This window comes from Exiguobacterium sp. UBA6309 (assembly GCF_002439205.1).
Classification (GTDB): domain Bacteria; phylum Bacillota; class Bacilli; order Exiguobacteriales; family Exiguobacteriaceae; genus Exiguobacterium_A.
The window spans coordinates 73,870-93,065 of sequence record NZ_DJTL01000038.1; the positions used below are offsets into that span (position 1 = coordinate 73,870).

A 19,196-nucleotide genomic window follows, 5' to 3' on the forward strand; every position below is an offset into this window, starting at 1 on the left:
CGTTTCGCCTCCTTTAATCTCATTACCTTTATTTTAAAAGAAATTGTTCCCCCCGAACAGTCATCGGCTCTCATTTGTCTAAATCACATCTTCCGTCCACAAACCTGACACATTTCATGAGAACGCTCTTCCTTTAGTGAAATGCTTTCTTTTAAACGATTCTTGAAAACATTTAGTACAGAGACTAAAGTATATTCCCCTTTTCTTAAAATGTGTGAACATTCTTTTATTTCATTCTCAGCGAATTTTGGTTGCTCTCCTAATCTTGACTCGGTATCATTAAAATTCGTAAGCCAAACTTTCAATGCTTTTCCAAATAACATAATGATATGAAGGAGCTGACCTATGGTTTTACTGTATTTCATTTATGAATCCATTGCCTTTTTACCCATTCAACAATACTTATTCTCCGGCTGGATGATCCTTGTCGCCTTGACTGTATCCTTTAGCTTAGCCAATGCCCACGAAGATGTTCGTCTCAATCAACGACTTGGATTTGAAATACTCGTTCCAGGTTCCGGTATGTTGCTCTCAAAACAATTCATTCCTGGTCTCGCTATCATTCTATTATTGATCATCATTCACTTCACGTATATGTTCCGTGCCATCCCGTTACCCGTTGCCTTAATTTCCACACTCTCGATCAGTACACTCTCACTTCTTTTACTCTTTATCCCAGCACGCAAAAAAGCGGACCGTTAAGTCCGCTTTTTTTGATTTTATTGGTATTTCGTTGTTTCAGCTAGTTTGTATTTGTTCGACAATTCAAGCCAGATCGTTTTGCCTTTGATTGTCTTCACTTGAATATATGGACGCCCTTGAGACACGCGAAGTGCGAGCAATTCACCTTGTTGATTGGCGTGTGTTTCACTGGCTTTATCCCAGTTGCGACCCAATTTACGTTCAATGAAGATATGCTTCCCTTTTTGAACAGCACGCCAGATGCCGACTTCTGCTTTTCCTTTGACCGGTACTGCCGTTTGTGCACCTTGAATCGAGATGATGGCTGGATCGTGGTCACTCGCGCTACCGTCTGCTTCCATGTAATCCGAGTTGATGTTGACGATATCTGACGATGTATACGACTTCAAGTTATTCGAAATTAAGATATGGTCGAGCACTTGCGCATTTCCGTTGTAGACGTATGAGTAACGCTCAGATTTCGGAAGATCATCGACTGTGTTCCAGAGATTTTTCCCTTTCAGGATGTCTAACGTTTCTGAGAACTGGAAGTCGTTGAGGTCACCAAGAACGACGACATTCGAATCTTTGACTTCCGTCTTCAATTCAGAGACGAAGTTTTGGACGATGTTCGCAATCGCATGACGCTGGACCTCACTCTTACGAACGACCGGTTGGTTTTTACCGAAGTCAGCTCCATCGCCACCTTTTGAGTTGAAGTGGTTGACGATGACATGATATGAATCACCATTGAAGAGGAATTCCGCGACGAGCGGTTTCCGCGAACTCGCGAAGTTCGGATCCGTCGGCTGAATGCGACCCGGGTTTTTCGTCAGCTTGCCATTTTCAACTGCCACGGCTTCCGTCGCTCCACCTTTTTCTCCTGGTGCGAGTGATACACGTGCTGGATTGTAGAGGAACCCGACACGGATATTTCCGCCTGGTTGCCCGCCGTCCTTTTTATCTTCTGGTGCGATGTCCGTATACGCATACCGGACACCTGTTTTTGCTTCGATCGCTGCGATCAATGTCTCAAATGATTTCGAAGCGTCGACTGTGCCGCTATCCGTTGCGCCGTCGTTATCCTGCATCTCTGTCAAACCAACGATGTCTGGTGTCTTCAGGAATGTCGCGATGCCTTCCGAGACACGATCAACTTTTCCAGCATCCGCTGTCGACGCGAAGTTCTCGACATTGTATGAAGCGACAGTCAGGCGTGATTCACCCGTTTCGATGTTCGTCGGTTGACGTTCCGCTTCGCTCGTAACGAGTTTCGGAAGGTCTGCTGCTTTTGCGAGTACTTTGTAAGCCGAATAGTTGTAGCTCATGACACCCTCAATCGTTCCATCGAATGTGTCTCCGGCTTTCGCACGATACGATGAACTTCCCATCTCGACGAACAAGCGCTCCGGATTGACGTTGTCCTTCGTCAGAATCGGTGTGCCACGTTTCGTATAGACCTTGTTTGCGTCTGTTTGTGTACGAACTGGGATCGTCCGGTTCGCTTGTGGTCCTGTGACGATCGCGTTCGGTAAAGCAACACGCATGCCTTCTAAGCTTTCGTATAAATCGATCGTATCTTCTTCCGGGTCAAACTGAGCGAAGGAATCGTTATCGACGACTTGAGTCGGAATCAAGACGCCTTTATCACCAAGGACGATACTCGCTGGTAACCCTTCGTTGAGCGCACCCTTTACGAGATTGACCGTACTGATTTCCGTAACGGCTAGATCCGTATCGAATTTATCGCTGTATCCGCCAAGGATCCATTCCTTGACGTAACCTGTCGTCGCGACCTTTTGTCCAACGGCAGCACCGTGGTTTTTCGCGTAGACGAGAATACCTTCTGATGTCCGGCTGTCGTTATCCGGATTTGGATCCTGCATATAGAAGTTGTTCGCATCAACGACATACGTGACGACGCCCGTCGTCCGGACGAGTTGATCTGCGTATGGTGATGTGTGCGCGACGCCTTGGATACTGCTGATTTTAGTGATTGGTGGTGCGATGTAGTACTTGAATGTCGAGACAGCTGACGTTTTCCCATCCTTGACAGCAACCGCTTGAATCGTCACTTCGTCATTGATCGTAATCGGTGATGTGTAAACCGGACTGTCAACAGTCGGTGTCGTACCATCAACTGTATAATGAATCGTTCCTTCACCTGACAGTGTCACTTGATCCCCACGCTCGACCTCACCGACTGGAGTAGCCGTTGGTGCAACGAGAATATCGCCGGCTTCCGTCTGATGGCTACCGAGATTCGTCAGTGTATCGACAGGAAAGCTCGTCCACTGTGATGGTTCATACGTCTTAACACCTGATGTAACACCTGATTTCCGAACAAGTGTCGTGTCTTTTGCGAAATCAACTGATGAACCGATCGGTCCGATGATATCAAGAACGACGTCGCCCTTTTTTAATGCAACTGGATCATTTCCGTTGAAGTTCAACGAACCCGTCGTCATTTGCGCTTTTGCTTTGATGTCTGCATTCGCACTTGCATTCGCGATAACGAATGTTTTACCTGGATCTACTTTCCCCGATAATGTGATTTTGGACTCAGATGGTCCACCGTTCGTGTATTGAACGAGTGTATAGTCTGCTAAATCAATGATTTGCCCCGATCCATTGTATAGCTCGATTGCCTTGTTGTTACTTGTTCCTTCTATGTATTCAGACAAGATGACGCCTTCGCCTTCTGCCCCGACAAGACCCGCTTGTGGAAGGATTCCTGCAGTCAATACTCCGGCCAATGCCCACTTTCCAAACGTACTGCCGTATTTCATGATGTGACCCCCTATTGAATTTTCTGACACTTCTTTATAATATCAGATTATATTCAAAAGAGTGTATATTTTTCGTAAAAAAGATACCATCCTTCGTAAACGAAAGAAATGGTACCGCTTACAATATTTTATTGTTCGTCTTTGTGACTTTCGTACCATTTTTCAGCTTGTGATGTCGCAATCGGAATAGCGCGTCCCTCTTCATACCCTTCTTCTAACAAAGCGTTCGCGATCTCAATCGCTTTTTTTCGAAGCGGTGGATCAAAGTTCTTGAATGAATCCGGATAGTTGTTCTCATTCCATGGCATGTCGTCACCCCCTTCTTTCCGCTTTACCCGAAAAAAGGCATAAAAAAAACGCCTCATCAGCGTGTCGTTGTTTTTGGTTGTCATGAGAATCGAGGATTACAGGTGATCAAAACACCTGAAACGACGAAAGCCCTACCTCTCTTTCGTTGTTACGGCTCCTTGGCCGCGCCAGCTGAATCAAGCATTTTAGCAAGAATCGTGATGCGTCTGCAACGGACGCATGATACTGGGATTTTTAGAAATAGCTCGGGAATGAGCGGAAAAGTATCGATTGGAAGGTTTATCTTGCTGGGTCGACTTCTTCCCGTAGTATGAAGAAGGACAAAATAAAAGCGATGACTTATGTCTGACTCATTTGTCAGTAGCGGTCTAAAAATCCTGACCTGTCGATTTAATTGTATGATATGGATTGAAGATTCTCACATGAGTGATCATCCCCGATTCATGACTTATATTAATCTATCATACTTTCTTTTATAAAGTCAATCTTTCTTTTGGAAAATCGTTTTTCCTCGTCTTGGAATCAGAGTTGCACCTGCTACAAAAGCCGAGTATCGTGAAGAGGACTCATTATTATAGAAGAAACGAGGGAAATCCATCATGTCGAATCGACTTATCCATGAAACGAGTCCCTATCTATTGCAACATGCCCACCACCCTGTCGATTGGTATCCCTGGGGTGAGGATGCCTTCACTGCCGCACGCGAGACTGGTAAGCCAATCTTTTTATCGATCGGGTATTCGACGTGCCACTGGTGCCATGTGCTGTCTCGCGAAAGTTTCGAAGATGAAGAAACGGCACGACTCTTAAATGAACGCTATATCTCGATCAAAGTCGACCGAGAAGAACGTCCCGACATCGATCATTTGTACATGACGGCTGCTCAAGTCATGAATGGACAAGGCGGCTGGCCGCTGAGCGTCTTCATGACAGCGGATCAACAACCATTTTATATCGGCACGTATTTTCCAAAAACGCCTCAGTTCAATCGTCCGAGTTTTCGTCAAGTGACACTCCAGCTCAGCGAACAATTCCGCCATTCACCAGAGAAAATCGCACAAGTCGGTCAGAATATGTCGCAGACGCTTCGCGACGTATTGCAGCCTGCGACGTCTACCCGTACTTGGGATGAATCGATCATTCATGACACTTTCGATCAAGCGATGCGACGATTTGATCGTCAACATGGCGGATTCGGAGAGGCACCGAAGTTCCCGTCGCCTGCCCTGCTCCGTTTCTTGCTCGATTATTATCAGTTCGCGGAAGACGAGACGGCACTTCATATGGTCATGCGATCGCTGATCGCGATGCGTGACGGCGGGATGACGGATCAAGTCGGCTACGGTCTATTCCGCTACACGGTCGATGCCAAGTGGGAAATTCCTCATTTCGAGAAGATGCTCTATGACAATGCCTGGTTTGCGACAGTATGCATCGAAACGTATCAAGCATCGGGTCAAATTCGCTTCTGTCGCTATGCAGAAGAAGTCCTGACGTTTGTAGAACAGGAGCTGACCGCACCGGACGGCACCTTTTATGCTGCACTGGATGCAGATAGCGAAGGGGGCGAAGGACATTTTTATACGTTCACGGAGCGTGAGCTGACCGATTTACTCGGACCAAACGCGCTGTTCCCCCGCTTCTATCATGCTTCATCATCGGGAAACTTTGAGGGACGGAACGTCTTTTACCGGACAGGACGAACACTCGAGGCATTCGCACGTTCTATTCACTTGTCGCTTGCTGAAACAGCGTCGCAACTCGAACACGAGCGCCAAATTCTTCTTCGTGCGCGAAATGAACGCATTCGACCGTTCCGTGATGATAAACGGTTGACATCATGGAATGCGATGATGATCTCGACGTTCGCTAAAGCCGGCCGTGTCCTTGGTGAACCGCATTATACGCATGTCGCAACGCGTGCCATGACGTCCCTTGAACGATTCGTTCGTACCGAACAGCACCTTGCTGTCCATTACCGCGATGGCCAAGTGACCGGTCACGGTTTCCTCGATGACTATGCGTACATGATTGATGCACATCTCGAACTATTCCAGTCTACACACCATGCTCTCCATCTAAAGGAAGCTTTAGCTTTCGCAGATGTGCTGCAGGATCAATTCCAGACAGTAGATGGTTATTTTTATCTGACGTCGTCACGCTCCGACAAACTACTTGTTCGTCCACTCGATCTGTATGATGGCGTCACACCTGCCGGAAATAGCGTTGCCTTGAACGCCCTTTTCACGCTCAGTCGTCTTACTGGTCGTCTCGTTTATCAAGAGAGTGCTGAACGGGCTCTCGCAACCTTAATAGAGGAAGTCGAGCAACAACCGACCGGATTCGCCTCACTTGTCAGTACCTTCACCTACCGGCAGATGGAACCGAAGGAATTGATTATCTTGCTTCCGGAAGAAGTAGACATCCCGCTCGAAATCAAGCAACTGCAACAGTTACGCTTACCGGAAGTTGCTTTGTTGATCGGTACGAAGCGCGATCTTCTTCCGCACGTCCCACTCCTCGCGGATTATCCAGAACCAGACGAGCCAATGGCTTACCTCTGTCATGATTTTGCTTGTGAACGCCCGACGACGAATTTAACAGAAATCCTCGCACGTCTCAATATCTGACCATATTCCCTCTTGTTTAAAAAACAGGAGGGTTTTTCAAAAAACCAGTCCCCTTTTTTCAAAAATATCCAACATCTTATTCATAAAAATCCGATATTGTCGATAGTAAGGACAGGCAATAGATTTAACAACTTAGACTTAGACATCCTAGAAGCCGATTCCGTCCATCCAGACGAATATCTACTAGGAGGAAAGATACTTTGAACACGACATCATTCTCGAAGACCTTGAAGGTGTTCGCAAGCTTTCTCATCGTTTTCAGCATCGTATTGACATCTCTCCCGATGGCTGAAGCAGCAACGACGAAAGCGACGACCTATCGTCTGTCTACCGATAGTTATCTGTACGATAAGACGGCATCTTCTCGGAAACGCTTGTTGACGATCAAGACCGGAACTGTCGTTTCATCCACGTATGCTTCTGGCTCGTTCAGAAGGGTCACATATGCTGGAAAAACGGGATATGTTGCGTCGAAATACCTCACGCTGTACGAAAAGAAACAATCCGTTTCAGGACAGCGCTACCTTGTCCTCAAAAAGACACCGATCAAAAAGACAGCAGTGGATACTGCAACGACGATCGGCACGTTGAACGAAGAGGATGTGTATTACACGTCACAACGTGTGACGAATCCATATGGCGAGACATGGTACCGCGTCAAATATGACGGCAAGACAGGCTATGTCGTTGCTGGCGCAAAAGCGGTCGCCTATAAAAAGGTGACGAACACGACGTTAAAAACGATCGATGCTTACATCTTGCGTCAGTACGCCGGAACAGGTTATCCCAAAGTTCAGACCATTCCATCTGGAAAAGACGTCAAAGTCGTCGGCCGGATCGAAAAATGGGTCAGTATCCAGTACGACGGGAAGACAGGCTACATGCATCAAGATGCGTTCGCCTCTTCTGAAAAGCAAAATGTGACACTGATTCCACAAACACGGTATCAGACGAAAAGTGTGACACCACTTTACAGTCAAGCCGAGGCAAAACAAAGTCTAGCGAGTCTACCAAAAGGTACGGTCGTCACTTCGAATGCTAAGACGGCAATTTATCATCAAGTCACATATGCCGGAAAGACAGGGTATGTATTATCCGCTACGTTGGCAGAGTACACAGAAAAAACAAAGCTTCCGTCTTCACGCTTCTTGTTGACATCACCACTCGTCATCAAAACGACACCTGCCGCGAATGCAAAAACACTTGCGACACTGAGTGCCGGAAACGTCTATTATACGAAAACACGTGTGACGAATCCGCTCGGCGAAACATGGCATCAAGTATCGAAGGAAGGCAAAATCGGATTCGTACCAGCCAATCAAGCAACACCGATTACGTACGAAACTGAATCAAAGCTCTCTTTAAAAACGACGGCATCGACGGCGATTCGTTCCTATGCGGGTCCATCGTATGCAACAGTGCAAACGATCCCGAGCAATACCGTCATCAAAATTTCTGGACGAATCGGGAATTGGTACCGGGTCAGTTATAACGGTAAAACGGGATATGCCGCATCAAACACGTTTACGACACTTGCGACGAAGCAGAAAATTGCAGGTGCACGCTTTGAGCTTGAAAAAGCAGTTTCCATTAAATCTTCACCAGATGCAAAAGCATCGACACTTGCAACTTTGCAGAGCGGTGATATCTATTACACGACACAGCTCGTCACGTCAAACGGACAGCAATGGCATCGTGTAAGCAAAGATGGAAAGACGGGCTACATCCCAGTCAACCAAGGCAAGAGTGTGCAGTACCAATCGGACCGGATCTTCATGCAGACGACGGCTTCGACTCCACTTCGCTCGTATGCCGGAAACACTTACGCGACCGTTAAAACGATTCCTTCTGGTACAAGCATTACCGTCACTGGAATGATCGATGACTGGTATCGCGTGACGTACAGCGGGAAGACGGGTTATATCGCTTCACGTTACGCCAAGGAAAAAGTCATGACGCAATCGATTCCTTCTTCTTATTATCGCCTTGAACGTACCGTCGAAGTGAAAGCATCGCACCATGCGACAGCAGAAACCGTCGTTCGCCTTTCTTCTGGAGACGTCTACACGACGAATCAAGTCGTCACGAATGGTCATTCCGAGCAATGGCATCGCCTGACAGTCGATGGGAAGACCGGCTACGTTCAAATCAATCAAGGTTCACCGGTCACCTATGAGAGCGTTAATAATCACCGCTATCAAGCAACGACGGATACGACACTCCAGTCGGATGCCGGTTCAGCCTATGCGACAGTGGCTAAGCTGCCAAATGCAGCCGTCGTTCAAGTAACAGGCAGTCTCGATCAGTGGTTAAAGATCAGCTACGCTGGGAAAAATGGCTATGTCTTAAAATCAACACTGACACCGTATACCGAAACGAAAAAGATCACAGGTGCACGCTTCTTGGCGAATGAATCGCTCGTCGTCAAACAAGCACCGGACGATCAAGCATCGAATGTCACGACACTCGCGTTCGGAAATGTCTATTACACTTCTGCTTTGATCACGTCGTACACGAACACGTCGTGGCATAAAGTAACGATCGACGGGAAAACGGGTTATATCCGTACCGGACAAAATACGTCATCGATCAAATATGAATCAAAGGACAAAATGTATGTACGGGCAACATCAGACGCTGCCTTACGGTCTTACGTCGGTAGCTCCTATAATGTCATCAAGACGATTCCGAAAAACCTCGTCGTTACTGTCTCCGGTCAAATCGGTGATTGGTATAAGATTTCGTATGATGGAAAAAGTGGGTACGCGTATAAGGGGGCGTTCGTGACGACTTCTTCGAAATTAAACGTCTATAATTCTGTCGCGACACCGTATACGTTCGATACCTTCATCAGCGCCCAGATGAAACTGAACCCACCACCACAAACGGATATCTATAAAGATAAATTGATGTATGTCAGTACGGGTTACGTCCGTCTCGGCGGCGCACTTGATCCAGTCAATGGAACAATTGCGACTGTCACAGCGACGACACCACTTAACATCCGCTCTGGTGCTTCGACGGCGAGTCACGTCTACGGTCAGTTCCAACCTGGTCGAATGATTCGCGTCTATCAATCAGTCAGTGGCTTCTATACGACAAAGCCACGTGTCTACACGAGTGCGACAAGTGGTTACTCAACGATCCAATGGTTGAATGCCCTCGAAACGGACGTCCGTGACGCTGCCGATCCACTGAAAGTCGACCGCAACTCTTCTGCCTTCTATCAGTTCCTCGATCTCTCGAAAACGACAGGAGCATCGGCTGCGACACTTGATAAGATGTTAGCGAACGTAACGAAAGGACTCGGGATCTTCAACAAGTGTAGCAACGGTAGTTGTGGACAAGCGTTCATCGATGCTGGTCAAAAATACAGCGTCAACGAAGCTTACTTGATCTCACACGCTTTACTTGAGACAGGCAATGGACAATCGACACTCGCAATGGGTGTGACATGGAATGGACGTAAAGTCTATAACATGTATGGAATCGGTGCGTATGATTATGATGCGATCAACACCGGCGCTGCTTATGCCTATAAAATGGGCTGGTTCACACCAGAAGCGGCAATCGTCGGTGGTGCTGAATTCATCAGCACGAAGTACATCCATAATGAATACGGACAAAACACGCTCTACAAGATGCGTTGGAGTCCGATGCGTCCTGGTAGCCATCAATACGCAACAGACATGGGATGGGCCGTTAAGCAAACGTCTCGGATCTATTCACTCTATCAACAGATGGATAGCTACACAGCTGTCTTTGATATTCCAGTCTTCGCTCGTTAAGGAGACGATGAACCAACGTCTTTAAATCAATGAATGTGTTCCAACATCAAAAAAGGAAAGACTGTTCTGGTGATCCCACCGGAACGGTCTTTCCTTTTTCATTAGTAGCGAACGAGCAGGATCATCCTCAACTCCTGCAGGAAAAGAAAGCGCGCTCGACGCTTTCGACAGGGATAGGTAAGACCCGGTAGACCGTATGAAATGCGAGGATGTCGCAACTTACCTCCCGCCTGCGGAAAGGGAGGATGACCAACTGACTCGTTCGTCTTATGAAACGATAGACTGATGATCTTGTGAAGAAAACCCCTGCATTTACGCGGAAGGGCTCCCCTAGCGTTCCATGTCATCGGCGACGATTTGGATATCGATGCCGCGGACATGACGCATGATTTCATTGATGATCGATCCGCGTCGGATTTCCTGCCAGCGGGTCCGCGCGGATTGACCGAGAACGATTTGCGTGATGCGATGATGTTTGGCAGCGGCGGTAATCGCTTGAGCAATCGAACGTTCGCCTTGAATCCGGATCAGCACTTCTGCTCCGAACAAGGCACCACTCTCCCGCACCATCGCAAGCACTTCCTTCTGTTTCGCATTCAATTGATTTTCCGCTGTCGGTAAAATCGTCAGAACATACAATTCCGCCTTTAATCGACTTGCCATGCGAAATCCGCGATAGATCAACTTTCGCGCGTTATCATTAAGCTGGATGCAGACGAGAATCCGTTCTTGTAACGTCGCTGGGTCTTTTTCAATCAACAAACGTGATTGATAGACTTGATCGTCGACTTCGTCCGCGACTTGTCGTAACGATAACTCCCGTAAGCTCGCGAGATTCTGAAGCGAGAAGAACGAATTCAGACTCTGTTCAATCTTTTCTTTCTTGTAGATTTTCCCTTGCTCGAGTCTCTCCCGTAACGTTTGCGGCGTCACGTCGACGAGTAAGATCTCATCGGTCTCTCCGAGAAATGGATCCGGGATTCGCTCCCGGACCTCGATACCCGTCACTTCTTTGACTTTAAAGAGTAAGCTTTCGAAGTGCTGGATGTTGACGGCCGAGTAAACGTTGATCCCGGCGTCAAGGAGTGCCGCGACATCTTGATAGCGTTTTTTCCGTTCTGATCCGGGAGCATTCGTATGCGCCAGTTCATCGATCAAGACAATATCCGGGTGACGGGCAATGATCGCGTCCACGTTCACCTCGGGAAACACTTTCTCTTTATAGACGACTTCAAGTAACGGGACTTGTTCGAGCTGTCCGACCATCTCCGCCGTCTCTTTTCGACCGTGCGTCTCGATCAGACCGATGACGACATCCTTGCCTTCAAGCGTCAAGGTTCGTGCATCGGCAAGCATCTTATACGTTTTTCCGACACCAGGAGCTGAGCCGATATAAAGCTTCAGCTTTCCCCGTGTCATGACTTGCTCCGATCAAGTGCTAGGTTCAAAAGGAGGACATTGACGTAATCATGCGTTCCGGCTTCTTTCGTGATTAGCTTGCGTACCTCATCACGCGATAGGTCGCGTGCGGTTGCGATACGCTTCGCTTGATCCAAAGCATAAGCGACTGAGATGTGCGGATCGAAACCAGAACCGGATGTCACGAGGGCATCGTCCGGAAGCGAAGCGCCGTCCTCTCGGTTCTGTTTCTGCAATGCCGCTATCTTCGTACCAAGCTCCGGGTTCGATGCTGCTAGGTTATCTCCAGCAGATGACCCCGCTAATTGATCGACCGCTGAGGGGCGTCCGTGAAAATACTGTTTCGACGTGAACGGTTGCGCGATCAATTCCGATCCAATGAATTTTCCGTTTTCCTGTACGAGTGAGCCGGCTGCTTTATCCGGCACGAGAATCTGACCGAACAGCGTCAGCAAGGCGGGAAAGACGATCCCGCATAATGCTGTGATGAAGATCGTCACACGAATGGCTTGTTTCATGATTCGTTTTCTCCTTAAAGGATGCTTGCAAGCAAGACATCGATGATTTTAATCCCAATGAACGGTACGATGACACCGCCAAGACCGTAGATGAGTAAGTTACGCCCGAGCAATTGATCGGCTGTCATCGGTTTATACGAGACACCTTTCATCGCGAGCGGGATCAGCATCGGAATGATGATCGCATTGAAGATTAGGGCCGACAAAATCGCTGTCGTCGGGGAATCGAGTCGCATGATGTTGAGTACTTCCATTTGCGGAATCGCGACCATGAACATCGCCGGGATGATCGCAAAATATTTTGCGACATCGTTGGCAATCGAGAATGTCGTCAACGCTCCCCGTGTCATCAAGAGCTGCTTCCCGATTTCGACGACTTCGATGATCTTCGTTGGGTTCGAATCAAGATCGATCATGTTCGCTGCTTCTTTCGCGGCTTGTGTCCCACTGTTCATCGCTAGACCCACGTCCGCTTGCGCGAGCGCTGGTGCATCATTCGTACCGTCTCCTGTCATCGCGACGAGGTGACCGGCTGCTTGTTCTTGCTGGATGACACGGATTTTATCTTCCGGTTTACATTCGGCGACGAAGTCATCAACGCCTGCTTCGCGAGCGATCGTTGCTGCCGTCAACGGGTTGTCGCCGGTACACATGATCGTTTTGATCCCCATCTCACGCAACCGATCAAACCGTTCCCGCATTCCTGGTTTGACGGTGTCTTTCAAGTAAATGACTCCAAGAATCTTCGCATCTATCGCAACGACAAGTGGGGTTCCACCTAAGCGTGAGACTGAATCGATCGTTTCTTGCAAATCATTCGGAATCGTTCCGCCTTGTTCTGTCACCCATTCTTGAATTGCTTGACCCGCCCCTTTCCGTACACGACGACCATCCGTCAAATCCAGACCTGACATCCGTGTTTCCGCACGGAACGGAATGATTTCTGCTCCATCTAACCACTCGCGTTCGACTGGCATGTCTCGTAGTTCTGCGAGTTCTAGGACAGAACGTCCTTCCGGTGTCTCATCGGCTAAAGAAGCGATGATCGCCCCTTCGAATGCTTGCTCGACAGAGCGTCCACCGACCGGCGTGATCTCTGACGCCATCCGGTTTCCGAACGTGATCGTTCCCGTTTTATCTAAGATGATTGTTTGGATATCCCCTGCTGCTTCGACCGCCTTCCCGCTCATCGCGATGACGTTAAAACGGGTGACACGGTCCATCCCGGCGATGCCGATCGCGGACAGCAAACCACCGATCGTCGTCGGAATCAAACAGACGAGCAAAGCGATCAAGATTGGACCAGAAAGATTGAATCCAAGATAGTTCGTAAAGACGGGTAACGTCATGACGACGAGTAAGAAAATAAATGTCAAGCTCGTCAACAGTGTTGATAAAGCGAGCTCGTTCGGTGTCTTTTGACGGCTTGCGCCTTCGACAAGCGCAATCATCTGATCGAGGAACGATTCCCCTGGATTACTCGTGATCCGGACTTCAATCTCATCACTAACGACGAGTGTTCCACCGATGACCGACGAGAAATCACCCCCCGCTTCCTTGATGACTGGTGCCGATTCCCCTGTGATCGCCGATTCATCAATTGAAGCAAGACCTTTGATGATCTCACCGTCACCTGGTACATATTCACCGGCCCGGACGAAGACGATGTCGCCTTTCCGGAGTGTCGCGGACGAGACGCTCTCAATCAATTGTCCGACACGTTTACGAGCCATGACGTCCGCTTTCGATGCTTTTAGCGAGTCTGCTTGTGCTTTCCCGCGTCCTTCGGCGATTGATTCTGCGAAGTTCGCGAACAAGACCGTCAAGAAGAGGATGATGCTGACCGTCAAGTTAAAACCACGCATCTCATCAATGAAGATCGTATAGCCGATTGCGAGCAAACAACCGATCCAGACGACGAACATGATTGGTTGTTTGATCATGTTGACGGGATTCATTTTTTTAAAGGCATCCATTGTCGCCTGGCGCGCGATTGAGCCGTTGATTGCTGATTTTGATTGCTGATCCGGCTGCTCATTCGGTTGGTGTTCCTCGGGCGTCGGATGCATGATATGTTCCATCATATGCTTTTATCTCCTGTTCACATCGTCAGCCAGTCCGCGACCGGTCCAAGTACGAGCACTGGCAAGAATGTCAATGCACCGACGAGTACGACCGTACCGAGGAAGACTGTTCCGAAGAGTGGTGTATCTGTATTAAACGAAAACGCATCTTGCGGTACGGACGGTTTCGCCTTCAGTGAACCGACGATCGCAAGCATTAAAATCAATGGGATGTAACGTCCGAAAAATAACGCGAACGACGTCGAGACGTTCCAGTAGACATTCGCGTCCCCGAGCCCTTCAAATCCGGAACCATTATTGGCTGTCGCTGACGTGAATTCGTACAAGACTTGTGATAGCCCGTGATAGCCTGGATTCGAGATGCCAGCGACGCCTGGTGCGACGTACATGGAGATCGCGGTTCCGACGAGAATCAAGAATGGTGGCACAAGAAGTGCGATCGCGATCATCTTCACTTCGAACGTCTCGATTTTCTTACCGAGGAACGTTGGTGTCCGACCGATCAAGAGACCTGTCAGGAAAACTGCGACGAAAGCATAAAGCAAGACATTCAAGAATCCAGCTCCGGCACCGCCGTACACGACGTTGAGCATCATGTTTCCGAGCTGGATCAATCCAGCAAGCGGATGGAGTGAGTCATGCATCGCATTGACCGCACCGGTTTCAGCTGCTGACGTAATCGAGCTATAGAGCGCTGTACCGACTTGACCGAAGCGTAATTCCTGACCGTGTGCAGTCGGGTTCGTAAATAGGCTACCTGCCATGCCGAACGTCATCATGATAAATAAAATCGTCATGACACCGAGGAAAAGCCGCCCCTGTTTCGCAGAACCGATGATTTTTCCATACGCGACAGGAAGTGACATCGGAATCAATAACATCAAGAACATCTGGATGAAGTTAACGAACTGGTTCGGGTTCTCAAACGGATGGGCACCGTTTGCTCCGAAGAAACCACCGCCGTTGTTACCAAGCTGTTTGATGACTTCAAACGCGGCGACCGGTCCACGGTAAATCAACTGCTTCGCCCCTTCAAGCGTCGTGACGCTGATTGCGCCACTAAACGTCTGTGGTACGCCGAGTAAAATCATCAACATCCCGAAGAACAATGAAATCGGAAGCAGGATGCGGAAGATGAAGCGAACGAAGTCGGCATAAAAGTTACCGAGCGGTTTATTCGCAAGACCACGGATGACAGCGATACAGACCGTGAATGCCATCGTCGGTGCAACGAATAACATCGTTCCGAGGACGAACGTTTGTGAGAGATACGATAACGCTTCACCCGAATAGTGTTGTTGATCGGTGTTCGTCATGAAGCTGATCGTCGTATGGAGCGCTGTCGACCAGTCAAGATTAGCGGCGCCGTTCGGATTGAGCGGTAGACTTCCTTGAAAGCGAAGCAACAAATACCCACCGATGAAAAACAGTAGATTGACGACTAATAGACTTTTTGAATAGCCGACCCACGATTGATCTTGTTTCTTTTCATCGACACCAAGTAACGATAGAAGGCGTCGTTCGACCTTACCGATTGTATCGACCCGACGCTCTGCGATCGGTGCGAAGTACATCCCGATGTAGCGACCGAGCAAGACAGCTGCACAAAGTGCAATGACGAGTAGGATCCAAAATTGGATCAGGAATTGAGTCCACATGTTTTTCTTTTCTCCCTATGCGATTAGAATTTTTCTGGATACATCAGACAATAACCGAGATACCAAAAGACGAGACAACCCGTCGCTAGTAAAAACCACGTCATTTCCGGTCACCCGCTCTCCACTGGACACGTTCGATCAGTCGAATCATTCCGTACGTCGTACCGAAGAAGAAGACGAACAGTACGATACTCCATAGTTCTCCCATTATGAAATTACCCCCATATTATTCAATATTTTTACAATTAAGCACGACAAAAAGACGATGTGAGGCGAAAAACGGCCCCAGCATCGCCTTTATAACTTGGCATACTGAAAAAGAGTCGTTCCCTCCTAAAAACGCCTGCGAGGTTAGCTGTCGGATTCGGGCATACCTAGGATTTCGCCCTACCTTTCCCGTTCGGAAAGGATTCACCCCGTGTCACGTGTCGTGACGATTGGGTCCCCCGCTTCAATCATGAATTCGGCGTACTTTGAGATCGAAGCATTAACATGTTAGTGTTCGTTGATGAGATGGATATTACTCCGATTTTTTAAGGTTGTAAATAGAAAAAATGAAAAAAAATAGTCTGATTTTTTAATGGCTTACTTTCGAAAAATAGTGTTTTTTAACTCTATGCTATAGAAGAAAAAAAACCGCAGAAATCGATTCTTTCATCTAAAATGGAGGAGCTCCTTTTTAGGTCGAATCGCTCTGCGGTTTCATAAGCAAATCAGAATTATGATTGCTGATTCATTTTGGCATGGACCGTCAAAGGAGCTAGCATCGTCACCCAAAGGGCAACCACTCCAGAAACAAGAATCACAATATCGCGTTCGAATCCAAGCGTCAATAAGGTAATACAACTTCCGACGAGGACGAGACAAAGCGTCGCGATCATGACGAACCGCGATTGTTTCAACATTTTTCTCATGTGGCATCTCTCCTTTCCTTCCATATTCCTTGTAATCGTAACAAAAATTCGTCGAAAAAACGTCGCTGACACCCGATTGTGATGTTTCTGTCATCTCGCAAGTAACGATAGCAGACGACGAGAAAACGGATTTGTTACACTAGAGAAGTACTTAAAAAGGGGGAATTGATATGTTACAAGATCATTCATTTCAACGCGTCGACGGAACGTCGGCATCGTTAAGTGACTACCCAGCTCAAGCATGGCTGATCGTCAATACAGCCAGCAAATGCGGCTTGACGCCACAGTTCGAAGGACTCGAGCAATTGCATCAAGACTATCGTTCGCAAGGATTGACCGTACTTGGTTTCCCATGTAATCAGTTCGCGAACCAAGACCCCGGAACGGACGAGGAGATTCAGTCGTTCTGCCAAGTCAACTACGGCGTGACGTTCCCCGTCTTCTCAAAAATCGATGTCAACGGTGAGCAAGCACATCCGTTATTCGAAGAACTGAAAGCACAAGCACCGACGACGGACGGTACAACAGACATCGAGTGGAATTTCACGAAATTCCTCGTGACACGCGATGGTGAAGTGACGCGGTTCTCTCCAAAAACGAACCCGACGGATTTGACGGCAGCGATCGAACGATTGCTCGTTCAAGTCTAAAAAATAAGCTTCCCTCCTTCTCCCTTGAAGGAACGGAAGCTTATTTTTATGTTGTCCCCGGCTCAAGGTGACGACTGATCATTTCTTCCGCCAATCGTTTGACGTCATCGATATCGCGCATTTCCGTGAACGGATGCCCCCAGACGATCAGCTCTTCGATTTCTTCAATCGGTTGCGTCGTGTATCGTGTACCATCGGCGACGAACTCTTGCGCGATCGTCGATTCAAAGGCAGCATACTTCAGGAGCCACGGTTTCTCACTCAAGATTTTGTGGGCATGCTTCACCTGCTTGAATGTCACATCGCCGACGAGGACGACGGGATCGAATCGTTCATGGAGAGGATGCGTATATTGAACAGAGATCAATAATCCATGTTGATTCGTTTTTTCTTGTTGTCGGACATACGTCCGCGTTAGGAAATGTGGAACGAGTGACTCCGCACTCTCTTTCGTCTGATGGATGCTCAAACCATGTTCCGTTTGGACGACATCCGGTAGGACCGGTTCGTATCCACGATTCGCTAATTGTTGATCGAGCTCTTTGAATAACAGCAAAGTATGTTCGACAAGCGCTCGAACTTGGCGAAACGATAATTGGATCGATTGATTGATCATAGGATGACCTACTTTCTCTAAAAGTATGGCAATATACAGTTATTTACCCAAACTTTTCCGACTTCATCCCTGTTTCAGCGAAAGTTCCTCGAGCCACTTACGTGTTTGCTCCTGTAGGCGCGTTTTCGTCTGTTCCGGATCGAGTGTGATCGGCTGATCGACATGAATCGATCGACAATCAAGTGCCTGCGGGATGTTTTCTTCGACGATTCCTGCAAGGATCAGACAAGGGACGCCAGCTGTTCTCGCCATCCGCGTGACCTCACCTGGCAATTTACCGATTTGGCTTTGACGGTCGACCTGTCCTTCCCCTGTCCAAACATAATCCGCTTGTTGCATCCGCTCTGCTACACGAAGGTGTTGCAGGATCGTCGATGCGCCCGGAACGATCCGTCCACCAAGCGCATACACGGCTCCACCGAGTCCGCCGGCTGCCCCTGCTCCTTTGACGCCCTCTAATCCAAGTAACTTTCCGATTTGTTCGAGTTGTTGATCGAGTTTTGTGATGTCATCCGGAAGTAGTCCTTTTTGTGGACCAAACAGATAAGCTGGACCATCTAGACCATGATAAGGAGCTGTCACATCTACGAGGGCTTCCAGCTGAACCGGATACGTTGAACAATGAATGGTCTGCGTCTCAAGTAACGGATTCGTATGGAACAAAATCGGCTTACCCGAGGCATCTTGAAGACGACAACCGACTTCCGCGAGTAAACCAAGTCCCCCATCCGTCGTACCTGTCCCCCCTAACGCCAGTCGGATACGTGTTATTCCTTGATCGCGTAACTGTTCCATCAAACGTCCGACACCACGCGTATTCACTCGAACAGGATCATCTCCGCTTTGACGCATCGGCAGTCCACAAATACGCGCGACTTCGATGACGGCGTCTGAATCTTTTACGGCATACTGTACTTCACACGGACGACCTGCCAGATCAATCGTCACGGCCGTCTTTTCCTTATATCCAAGCGCGAGGTAGACTTCAAGCGTTCCTTCCCCACCGTCCGCGACAGGCGAAGAATCAATGATCGCTGTCGGATCATACGCTCGAACCCCGGAGGCGACGGCTTCTGCTGCCTCCTTCGAAGAAATACTCCCTTTGAACGCATCCATTAAAATCAAGTGACGTGCCATCTG

Annotated in this window: 14 protein-coding genes and 1 riboswitch; of the genes, 4 read left to right on the top strand and 10 right to left on the bottom strand. The window is 48.3% G+C overall.

What is annotated here, in order from left to right:
- Positions 1-83 precede the first annotated feature (83 nt).
- Positions 84-365, bottom strand: coding sequence for a hypothetical protein (locus tag B3M90_RS13565; protein WP_290784475.1), 282 nt, complete (start codon positions 363-365; stop codon positions 84-86).
- Here B3M90_RS13565 and B3M90_RS13570 point away from each other — a divergent pair.
- The gene (locus B3M90_RS13570; RefSeq protein ID WP_035410328.1) at positions 346-702 is read left to right on the top strand and encodes a hypothetical protein; all 357 of its coding nucleotides are present in this window, start codon (positions 346-348) and stop codon (positions 700-702) included. The two genes, B3M90_RS13565 and B3M90_RS13570, sit on opposite strands and share 20 nt — an antisense overlap.
- 17 nt (positions 703-719) lie before the next feature.
- Here B3M90_RS13570 and B3M90_RS13575 read toward each other — a convergent pair whose 3' ends face one another.
- Positions 720-3,470, bottom strand: coding sequence for an FN3 associated domain-containing protein (locus B3M90_RS13575; RefSeq protein WP_290784477.1), 2,751 nt, complete (start codon positions 3,468-3,470; stop codon positions 720-722).
- A 128-nt stretch (positions 3,471-3,598) separates the two neighbouring features.
- Positions 3,599-3,778: a hypothetical protein gene (locus B3M90_RS13580; protein WP_035410333.1), complete on the bottom strand. Its 180-nt coding sequence runs from the start codon at positions 3,776-3,778 to the stop codon at positions 3,599-3,601.
- Positions 3,779-4,378: 600 nt separating this feature from the next.
- On the opposite strand from B3M90_RS13580, the gene B3M90_RS13585 reads away from it, so the two are divergent.
- Positions 4,379-6,409: a thioredoxin domain-containing protein gene (locus tag B3M90_RS13585; protein ID WP_290784480.1), complete on the top strand. Its 2,031-nt coding sequence runs from the start codon at positions 4,379-4,381 to the stop codon at positions 6,407-6,409.
- Positions 6,410-6,609: 200 nt separating this feature from the next.
- Positions 6,610-10,197: an SH3 domain-containing protein gene (locus B3M90_RS13590; RefSeq protein ID WP_290784482.1), complete on the top strand. Its 3,588-nt coding sequence runs from the start codon at positions 6,610-6,612 to the stop codon at positions 10,195-10,197.
- 330 nt (positions 10,198-10,527) lie between these two features.
- On the opposite strand, the gene B3M90_RS13595 is transcribed toward B3M90_RS13590, so the two are convergent.
- The 5 genes from B3M90_RS13595 to B3M90_RS13615 form a co-directional block, all read right to left on the bottom strand.
- Positions 10,528-11,616, bottom strand: a complete 1,089-nt coding sequence (locus B3M90_RS13595) for a universal stress protein (RefSeq protein ID WP_290784484.1) — start codon at positions 11,614-11,616, stop codon at positions 10,528-10,530.
- Positions 11,613-12,134, bottom strand: coding sequence for a K(+)-transporting ATPase subunit C (gene kdpC / locus B3M90_RS13600; RefSeq protein WP_290784486.1), 522 nt, complete (start codon positions 12,132-12,134; stop codon positions 11,613-11,615). Before kdpC ends, B3M90_RS13595 begins: the two co-directional genes overlap by 4 nt.
- 14 nt (positions 12,135-12,148) lie before the next feature.
- Positions 12,149-14,215: a potassium-transporting ATPase subunit KdpB gene (gene kdpB / locus B3M90_RS13605; protein WP_414655234.1), complete on the bottom strand. Its 2,067-nt coding sequence runs from the start codon at positions 14,213-14,215 to the stop codon at positions 12,149-12,151.
- A gap of 20 nt (positions 14,216-14,235) precedes the next feature.
- Positions 14,236-15,876 (bottom strand): potassium-transporting ATPase subunit KdpA, encoded by a 1,641-nt coding sequence (gene kdpA, locus B3M90_RS13610; protein WP_290784490.1) that lies wholly within the window; start codon positions 15,874-15,876, stop codon positions 14,236-14,238.
- 325 nt (positions 15,877-16,201) lie between these two features.
- Positions 16,202-16,355: riboswitch (cyclic di-AMP (ydaO/yuaA leader) on the bottom strand.
- A 240-nt stretch (positions 16,356-16,595) separates the two neighbouring features.
- Complete coding sequence (locus B3M90_RS13615) at positions 16,596-16,790, bottom strand: hypothetical protein (RefSeq protein WP_023469379.1); 195 nt, start codon at positions 16,788-16,790, stop codon at positions 16,596-16,598.
- 170 nt (positions 16,791-16,960) lie between these two features.
- Here B3M90_RS13615 and B3M90_RS13620 point away from each other — a divergent pair, with 170 nt between their 5' ends.
- Positions 16,961-17,440, top strand: coding sequence for a glutathione peroxidase (locus tag B3M90_RS13620; protein WP_035410348.1), 480 nt, complete (start codon positions 16,961-16,963; stop codon positions 17,438-17,440).
- A 46-nt stretch (positions 17,441-17,486) separates the two neighbouring features.
- Here the strand turns inward: B3M90_RS13620 and B3M90_RS13625 are convergent, their stop codons facing one another.
- Complete coding sequence (locus B3M90_RS13625; RefSeq protein ID WP_290784492.1) at positions 17,487-18,056, bottom strand: hypothetical protein; 570 nt, start codon at positions 18,054-18,056, stop codon at positions 17,487-17,489.
- A 63-nt stretch (positions 18,057-18,119) separates the two neighbouring features.
- Positions 18,120-19,193 carry a glycerate kinase gene (locus tag B3M90_RS13630; RefSeq protein ID WP_290784494.1) on the bottom strand — a complete coding sequence of 358 codons (1,074 nt, stop codon included), beginning with the start codon at positions 19,191-19,193 and terminating at the stop codon, positions 18,120-18,122.
- Positions 19,194-19,196 lie beyond the last annotated feature (3 nt).

Bases quoted from the DNA above. Each gene is read 5' to 3' on its own strand.
- B3M90_RS13570 (WP_035410328.1), top strand. From the start codon at position 346: ATGGTTTTACTGTATTTCATTTATGAATCCATTGCCTTTTTACCCATT.
- B3M90_RS13565 (WP_290784475.1), bottom strand. From the start codon at position 365: ATGAAATACAGTAAAACCATAGGTCAGCTCCTTCATATCATTATGTTA.
- B3M90_RS13575 (WP_290784477.1), bottom strand. From the start codon at position 3,470: ATGAAATACGGCAGTACGTTTGGAAAGTGGGCATTGGCCGGAGTATTG.
- B3M90_RS13580 (WP_035410333.1), bottom strand. From the start codon at position 3,778: ATGCCATGGAATGAGAACAACTATCCGGATTCATTCAAGAACTTTGAT.
- B3M90_RS13585 (WP_290784480.1), top strand. From the start codon at position 4,379: ATGTCGAATCGACTTATCCATGAAACGAGTCCCTATCTATTGCAACAT.
- B3M90_RS13595 (WP_290784484.1), bottom strand. From the start codon at position 11,616: ATGACACGGGGAAAGCTGAAGCTTTATATCGGCTCAGCTCCTGGTGTC.
- kdpC (WP_290784486.1), bottom strand. From the start codon at position 12,134: ATGAAACAAGCCATTCGTGTGACGATCTTCATCACAGCATTATGCGGG.
- kdpB (WP_414655234.1), bottom strand. From the start codon at position 14,215: ATGGAACATATCATGCATCCGACGCCCGAGGAACACCAACCGAATGAG.
- kdpA (WP_290784490.1), bottom strand. From the start codon at position 15,876: ATGTGGACTCAATTCCTGATCCAATTTTGGATCCTACTCGTCATTGCA.
- B3M90_RS13615 (WP_023469379.1), bottom strand. From the start codon at position 16,790: ATGAGAAAAATGTTGAAACAATCGCGGTTCGTCATGATCGCGACGCTT.
- B3M90_RS13620 (WP_035410348.1), top strand. From the start codon at position 16,961: ATGTTACAAGATCATTCATTTCAACGCGTCGACGGAACGTCGGCATCG.
- B3M90_RS13625 (WP_290784492.1), bottom strand. From the start codon at position 18,056: ATGATCAATCAATCGATCCAATTATCGTTTCGCCAAGTTCGAGCGCTT.
- B3M90_RS13630 (WP_290784494.1), bottom strand. From the start codon at position 19,193: ATGGCACGTCACTTGATTTTAATGGATGCGTTCAAAGGGAGTATTTCT.